This is a genomic window from Bacteroidota bacterium (assembly GCA_040388375.1).
In the GTDB taxonomy this organism is placed as follows: Bacteria; Bacteroidota; Bacteroidia; order UKL13-3; family UKL13-3; genus JAAFJM01.
Map to the genome: position 1 here is coordinate 1 of JAZKBU010000021.1, position 7,036 is coordinate 7,036.

A 7,036-nucleotide genomic window follows, 5' to 3' on the forward strand; every position below is an offset into this window, starting at 1 on the left:
TTGACTCTTGGTAAACCTGCGCGCCAAAGTCTCAAAAATTTTTCACTGATGTGAGTTACAATACGCACAGAACCGCCTACGAAGCCTTTGGCTGGCAGATAATTATACCAACGTATCCTTACTTGGGAACTCTGGGAGTGCGATTAAAACGTCTATATAGCCCTTATCCGCATTTATCCATCTCTTAGTTATGCGTAGGTCTGCTATGTGCTTATCTTCGGAAAGTAAGCTGTCCATCATCGCCTTGCAGCAATTATCAACATCGGGAGTGCTGTCGTGTAGGGAAAGGTGTTTGTTAGCCTTCTTGTATTTAGGCCAAGACTTCGGGACGGGAATGTAGAATGTAATATGCGCCCCCTGTTCTGGTAGGTTAAATCTTAGCCGCTTTGCTTCGGCGGCTAAGTCAAGTTTATATTCATTATACCGTTCAAGCCGCTTTAATCTTTTTAGTCCGGGTGGACGAAGCTGCTCACGGGGAATGCGAAAGAAAATCCGGTCAGAAGTATTTGCTCTGACAAACGTTTGAGGGGTAATATTTAGTACGTACCTGTTCTTTATTGCTCTGGTATTTCTACCAAAGTTACAGGATTTATAAATTTATCGTGTAATCTGTTCATTTTTTGCCTTAACAGCTTAACTCTTGAATGAGCCTGTTTCGTGAACCAACTTTTTCTTTCTACAGTAAATCTCCTTATTTTTAGATTATCAGGGATATAGTCGTAAACCATTGACTTCTCAATTTGCTTCACTAATTTTTTAACATGATCTGCTGTGTATCCTTTTAAAGTAAGCCGGTCTGTATGTTCCGAAAGTATTTTATCTTTAAGTTCATCAGGCATGTTTACTAAGCAGTAGCATATTTCGCCACTTCTTAAATTTAGAATATCAAGGTATGCCCTCATTTCCCAAGAATCATCTTTTAGTAAATCTCCATCAACACGCTCCAAATATTCTATGAAATCGAGTGGTGCTTTAATGTCCTTTACACCAACTATTTTTTCGTTATCATAAACAACAATGTCTGGGATACCTTTAAAGAATGGATTTGAAAATAATTTATCGTTCTTTTTATATTCAACCCCATCAGCCAAGCTCAATAATTTGATAGCAGCCGGTTCTGATATTTCTCCTTTGTCAAGCTGCATTGGCTTTTCACTGGATACACTCACTTTGCTTATTTTGTACTGTGAGTAAGCATAGTGCTTGTACATCAACTTTTTCATAGTTGCCGAAAAGCTATTGTCATCGTAATTAGCAGTCTTTGATATTACGTCCATGATTATACCTTTCTGCCTTTCGGTAATATCAACCATGTCTTTTTGGATAATTTTAAAGAACTCATCCGTTTCTTTCTCTGTTGGCGGTGTGTTCCCTTGCTCCTTAGTCATTAAATCAGGTAATTCGGAGGCGTTTACTCTGTATCTATTAAATTTTTTCATAAAAAAATCCTTAGAAAGTGGCTTCGGGTAGAAAGTAAAGCAACCGCTTGGAGTGTTATCATCATTTATCAGATGTCGAGCCGTGGGTTTGCTTTAGACCGAAACCATTCCCTAAGGACTGGAATTTTGTTGTTATGTATCATCATTGCTTTCTACTTCAATAATGTGGATGTAAAATTAGTACTTATTTATTTTATTTTCAAAAAAGATTTGTTGTTACTTTCAATTTTTGGCATAGCCGCAAATACTTCCGTAGTGTATTTAAGTTTAAGTCTCTTTTTAACATCCATTTTTGTTTTCTCGTTACTAATCGGCTTGCAGTTGCACCCTCTTTTAAGTAAATCATTGAACTTATCCATTGGAGATAAATTTCTATTATTCCATCTGTATGCAAATTCATCGCAATACCTTTGTAAATGCAGGATGCTGACACTATGGTGCGTTCCATTTATTGCTTTTTTTAAATGAGCCCATGCACATTCTATCCCATTAGTATAAACATCACCACGTACATATTCGCCAGCTCTATGATTAATAGTTTCATGTAAATAATAGCTATCCATATTAAAATAACAGGCTGCCGAATCAGTAAATAATCGTGACCCGCATTCTACGTGTTTTAATATTATATCCTGAACTGTTTTTTTAAACCTGTTTGGTATTACCTTAATAACAATATTCCCTCCCCTTTGCAATATACCTAATACTGGAATTTTTCTGTTGGTTGCGTGCTTACGCCATGTACCGAATTTACCTGCTGCTAAAAAAGCCTCATCCACTTCTATCTCCCCTTCAAATTTCAAATTTTCATCTTGGAAACACAGCATCCTTATTTTGGACATCATAAACCAAACATTTTTTTGGGCAAGTCCTAAACTTACGCCTTGTTGATAAGATGATATGTTTTTTTTATTGATTACCGATGTGAAAATCATAAAGAAAAACTGCCAAAGGGGCATTTTGCAACCATGAAATATAGTGCCTGTAGTAACAGTAAATTTTTTGTGGCACTTACTGTTTGCGCATTTATATTGCTGGTATGCTATTTCCTTTTTAGTCTCCCTACCTTGTCTTGAAACTCCATTTGTTAAATAATACTTTTCATGTTTGCAATGCGGACACTTTATACCATCAGGCCACCTTACTTTAACAAGATAGTCGCAGCATTTTTGTTCTGTATCAAAAGTTTTGTAGAATTGAAAAACTGTCATATCTTTATACTCTAAAACGTATTATGGTATCTATATTATTTAACCGGTTAAATGTGGATAAATTAATTTGTCCATTTAACTACTAATTACGTACCTTCTCTACTATAAAAGTGTTTTTATTTATCCTCCATCACCTTTAGATTTTCTCTCACAATAAGCAAATAAAATCTGCTATACTTTTTAACTGATTTTACATCTGGCAAAAACTGCATATTCCCTTTTCTTAAATGCTTACTTACATTCTGTGTAGTACACCCTAAATATTCGGCATATTGCTTCGGAGTTATTTCTTTTGTAGCCATTATTTTTCTTTTGGGTAAAGGTTCATGTGCTTTGTATGAAAATCTTGCAGCCATTGGCGAAGTACTGGTACTTTGTCCTTCATTTTTTGGATTAATTCTTCATATTTTGGTACTTTTTGGACAATTACACGCTCTCGGTAATCAATATCTTCGTAGATCATAAGTTTTTCCAGTTCTTCACATGCTTTTAGGTACTCTGGTGCAAATTCTGTGGCTACATTCATCTTAAATAACAGGCTTCTTTTTTCAGCTTCTACAATATTCATGGGTGCTGATACTAAACAGTAAGCAATAGCCCCTGACTTAGCCCCTGTCAGTTCGTAGTACACGTTTAATTGGGCAATATATCCTTTGTCAGGTTCTTCAATCAACTTGGGCATAAATGTGTCAATTTCCCACGAAGTTTTAATGTCGTAACATTCTGAAATATTACCATCTTTATCCATTAACAACAAATCAGGATGCCCTGTGAACCATTCATTTTCTATTGGTTCTTCGTTCTTAAAAAATATTTCACCCTCAACCCTTCCCAATAGGCTTATGCTGCTATCCTCTGCCTGGATGCCTTTGTCCATTTGCTTTGTGGTAATATCTTTCTTCCTTCCATACATTACCCTGTTGTAAATCTTAATCAATTCCTTTTGGCAGGTTATTGATAGCTTACCGGATTCTTTATCGGCTTTGGTAACAGGTTCGGTTAACAGGTTGCCCCATGATGAAGCCCTGAATTTTACTTTTGAGAAATCCATATTATGCAGTTTTTAGTATTTTATCCATTGTTTCATCGTATGTAGCTTGTAGGTTTGGGTACTTTTTGACTATTAGCCGGTAGCTTTCCAGTACTGTTTTATCGGTACAACCTGATATTTCAGCCTTTTGCCTTTCTTCTTTGGACAATTTAATTTCAGGTTCATCCTTCTTAGCCCACTTACTCTTACTGTAAGCCTGTTGTTCTTCTGTTTGGTACTCTGTAATTACCTTTTGAAGCTGGCGAAGGCTGTCTTTCTCATTTTCATCAGGCAAAATACTTGCCTCCAACCCTATCCATGTAGGCATACCGTTGAAGTTTATTTCCTGACTTATTTTTATTCTGTCTATATTCATGTTTTTATTTTTTTAGGTAGTCGTAATACATTGAAGTGCTTTCTCCTATTGATTCTAAAGCCTTTTCTTTCGTTTCAAAAAACCATTGATTTAAAGTTAAATAAGCAAAGTTCCACTCCTTCCAACTATTTACTGTTGATTCAGGAAATCCCATTGCGCCTTCTTCCGGTTCATCTGGTTTTATGTAATACGGATTTTTTAAAATGAAATTAAGTCCTGTATATTCATCAATAGTCCCGTCACCGTTTGATATTTTCTTTACATCAGCCTTAACGCCTGTTATAGTTGTACTGCCTAATTTAACTGATACCTGTGGGTGGACAGTATAGGCTTGTGCATCTGTTACTTGCGGTAACGGCATCTTTAAAAAGTACCATACTTTCTTACCTATAAATGATGTGGCATTATCGTATTCTTCTTTGGTATATATTTTCTTGTCCATTGTATTAGTTGTTTATAGTAGTGCTTTGTTGGGATTGGGTTTCAAGCGTTTTGCGTATAATCTTCAATGTTATAATTATGCCCATGATAATAAAGCCATACACAGAAAGGATAAAACGGTTCTGATGAACTCATTAAAACTCCTGTTTCATTGTAAATTTCAAATATGTTCCTTTTGCATTGTTGCCAACATATCCAATACCACATATAATCATTCAATGCACGTAGCCTTTCTGTATATGATGTTATATCTATCATTGGTTTATTTTTTCAAGTTCAGTTAATACCATGTCCTTTAATTCCTGAAACTGTATATCGGTAAAGTCCTTTGGATGGAATACTTTTAATTCAGGCTCGGTAATATCCTGCTTGTAAAAACAGAACCAATAATAATTACTCCAATAATCTTTCCTATCATCCCATTTATTACTACCATCCGATTGTTCCCCATTAAGGTATCTCATGTATTCATATATCCACTGCCTGTTTTGAGCCTCAAAAAGGTCAGGAAAGTATATTACACATATTGGTTTTACATGTTCCATTGTTTTTTATTTTGTTGTTGTTGATTGTATAAATAGATTGTAAAGTTGTTCTGTGGTGTACACTTCATAAGTATCTGAATGTTGCCAAAAATTATTTTCATGTGTATCGTAGTCTGCCAAAATAAATTCAGCAAATGATATTGCTTGTTGGTTTGCCCAAATATCCATTGCTTCGTTTATATCTTTAAACATAAACATCCGTTCACTTAAGGTAACTTCTTTGCCAAGCATACCATCATACGCATAAGGTAAATCTTTCAGTATATCTTCTTTAGATGTAGGTTGCATGATGTGGGTAGTAGGTGTTTATTTTAAAGTGTTTGTAAATATTCATCAAGAATTTCTTTTGCTAAATCTCTATTAGGGGTTTTGGATTTGGCGACTAAAACCTTTTTATAAAAAATAGCTCCGCTTGTTTGTTCATCTTTAAATATATACCATGTAGCCACTCCGTAATTAAACTCCACAGTAAACATTTTATCTATGCCATTCCAAAAGAAAAACCTTGCATTTGTACATACGTAAATCATAAAAAAACTTTAAAGTGATTTAAGAAGTTCTGCTTTTGATGCAAATGCGTTTTGAGCCTCTACTTTACAATTAACATTACTTTCTTCGTCCTTATTACACAAGTATGTTGTCAATATTATAACATTGCTAACCACTTCTATTTTAATACCACGTATTTTGGATGAACAAGCCTTTTTGTTTTCTATAAAATGAATTTCATCACCAATATTAAATTTAGTCTCAATAGTCATAAATTATTATTTTTAAAAAAGTGATTAGATAGCTTACTTGGTTTGGTTCTTTGGCTTTAGTTTTTCTTCGGCTGCTGTATCGAACTCTTGCTTTCCTTTTATTACATGGTTGATACTTGCGGCAAGTTGGTCATAGTTGTTCAAATTGGCTAACATAGCTTGTAACTCTCCGATAAGCGCATTAACACCATTAAGAGAAGTATCAAATCTTAATTCCTGTAAGCCAACAGTTTTTACTACATCGCCTTTTTTATTTTGCGTATATGTTGGTTTTTGAACAAGTAGTATTACTTCTACAGTAGGAACGAGATGCCCGTTTTCGTAGTTCACCGCAAAGTTCAAATTGCTTCTTACCGATGCTAAATTTGGCATAATTGATTATTTTTTATATGATTGTTTTGGTTTAAGGAACTTATGCCCCATTTCTTTCAGATAGGAAATTATAGCCACTCCTGCCATATCTTCCATTGTTTGATTTGGGTTATCGGCAATGAACCTTTTAAGTTCCTGATGTGCGCTGTTGGGTATTTTAATTGTTTTACTCATAACACAAAGCTACTTTTCTACTTTCATACTACCAAATAATATTTTACAAATCCTCTGAAACACACTACAGTACTAACTATTATTTTTTTAAAGGTACTTACCAACAGAACAGGTACTCCACCTAAAATAAAACCTCAATAGGCAAACGGGTAGGGTCAATCTAAAATTTAATAAAATCCCCGTAACCGCTTACCCCAAACTCCGCTACCTATATAAAAACAGGTACTTTCCATAAAGACGCTTACCGAAACCACCCCCCGTTCCTGCAAGCCAATGCCGTCCTGCGGTTATTGAAAACCTGTTGCCCGGTGGCATCCGATTTAATTTTCAGGTTTGTAGCCTATAATTAAACTCAAATCAATACTGGTTTAACGGGGAAATGGTTTAAAACTATCTGTGCTTACATTCACGCCTGACTTGCCTGGGCTGTTGCTAACGGGCGGAATTGAACTTAAAACAAGGCTGGCATATCGGTTATTGGAATTTCGATTGAGATTTAAACTAATTGCCGGTTAACACTGGTTTGTATTGGGCCTGTGATCCTGCACACTGATATTGTAAAGCTGTATTGTTGCGTTATTTGGCTGTTATTGGGTATTGCCTTGTGTTTATACCTTTGAATGGGATAAATGGGCTATTTGGGCAGCTAATGAGCTTACAGGGGTATTGTAGGAGAGGGTGAGGATA

At 35.3% G+C, this 7,036-nt stretch carries 12 protein-coding genes; all 12 read right to left on the reverse strand.

Annotated elements, in window-relative coordinates; all coding sequences use genetic code 11:
* Positions 1 to 554: 554 nt before the first annotated feature.
* Positions 555 to 1,439, reverse strand: coding sequence for a hypothetical protein (locus tag V4538_17325; GenBank protein MES2382812.1), 885 nt, complete (start codon positions 1,437 to 1,439; stop codon positions 555 to 557).
* Positions 1,440 to 1,627: 188 nt separating this feature from the next.
* On the reverse strand, positions 1,628 to 2,650 hold the full coding sequence (locus V4538_17330; GenBank protein ID MES2382813.1) for an IS1595 family transposase: 1,023 nt from the start codon (positions 2,648 to 2,650) through the stop codon (positions 1,628 to 1,630).
* 116 nt (positions 2,651 to 2,766) lie between these two features.
* Positions 2,767 to 2,952, reverse strand: coding sequence for a hypothetical protein (locus V4538_17335; protein MES2382814.1), 186 nt, complete (start codon positions 2,950 to 2,952; stop codon positions 2,767 to 2,769).
* Positions 2,952 to 3,701, reverse strand: coding sequence for a hypothetical protein (locus V4538_17340; protein ID MES2382815.1), 750 nt, complete (start codon positions 3,699 to 3,701; stop codon positions 2,952 to 2,954). Before V4538_17340 ends, V4538_17335 begins: the two co-directional genes overlap by 1 nt.
* 1 nt (position 3,702) lies before the next feature.
* The gene (locus V4538_17345; protein ID MES2382816.1) at positions 3,703 to 4,056 is read right to left on the reverse strand and encodes a hypothetical protein; all 354 of its coding nucleotides are present in this window, start codon (positions 4,054 to 4,056) and stop codon (positions 3,703 to 3,705) included.
* A 4-nt stretch (positions 4,057 to 4,060) separates the two neighbouring features.
* Positions 4,061 to 4,498, reverse strand: a complete 438-nt coding sequence (locus V4538_17350; protein ID MES2382817.1) for a hypothetical protein — start codon at positions 4,496 to 4,498, stop codon at positions 4,061 to 4,063.
* 253 nt (positions 4,499 to 4,751) lie between these two features.
* Positions 4,752 to 5,042, reverse strand: coding sequence for a hypothetical protein (locus V4538_17355; GenBank protein ID MES2382818.1), 291 nt, complete (start codon positions 5,040 to 5,042; stop codon positions 4,752 to 4,754).
* A gap of 6 nt (positions 5,043 to 5,048) precedes the next feature.
* Positions 5,049 to 5,330, reverse strand: coding sequence for a hypothetical protein (locus V4538_17360; GenBank protein MES2382819.1), 282 nt, complete (start codon positions 5,328 to 5,330; stop codon positions 5,049 to 5,051).
* A gap of 23 nt (positions 5,331 to 5,353) precedes the next feature.
* Positions 5,354 to 5,572: a hypothetical protein gene (locus V4538_17365; GenBank protein MES2382820.1), complete on the reverse strand. Its 219-nt coding sequence runs from the start codon at positions 5,570 to 5,572 to the stop codon at positions 5,354 to 5,356.
* 9 nt (positions 5,573 to 5,581) lie between these two features.
* Complete coding sequence (locus tag V4538_17370; protein ID MES2382821.1) at positions 5,582 to 5,803, reverse strand: hypothetical protein; 222 nt, start codon at positions 5,801 to 5,803, stop codon at positions 5,582 to 5,584.
* A gap of 33 nt (positions 5,804 to 5,836) precedes the next feature.
* Positions 5,837 to 6,175, reverse strand: coding sequence for a hypothetical protein (locus tag V4538_17375; GenBank protein ID MES2382822.1), 339 nt, complete (start codon positions 6,173 to 6,175; stop codon positions 5,837 to 5,839).
* Positions 6,176 to 6,181: 6 nt separating this feature from the next.
* Positions 6,182 to 6,349 (reverse strand): hypothetical protein, encoded by a 168-nt coding sequence (locus V4538_17380; GenBank protein ID MES2382823.1) that lies wholly within the window; start codon positions 6,347 to 6,349, stop codon positions 6,182 to 6,184.
* Positions 6,350 to 7,036: the final 687 nt, after the last annotated feature.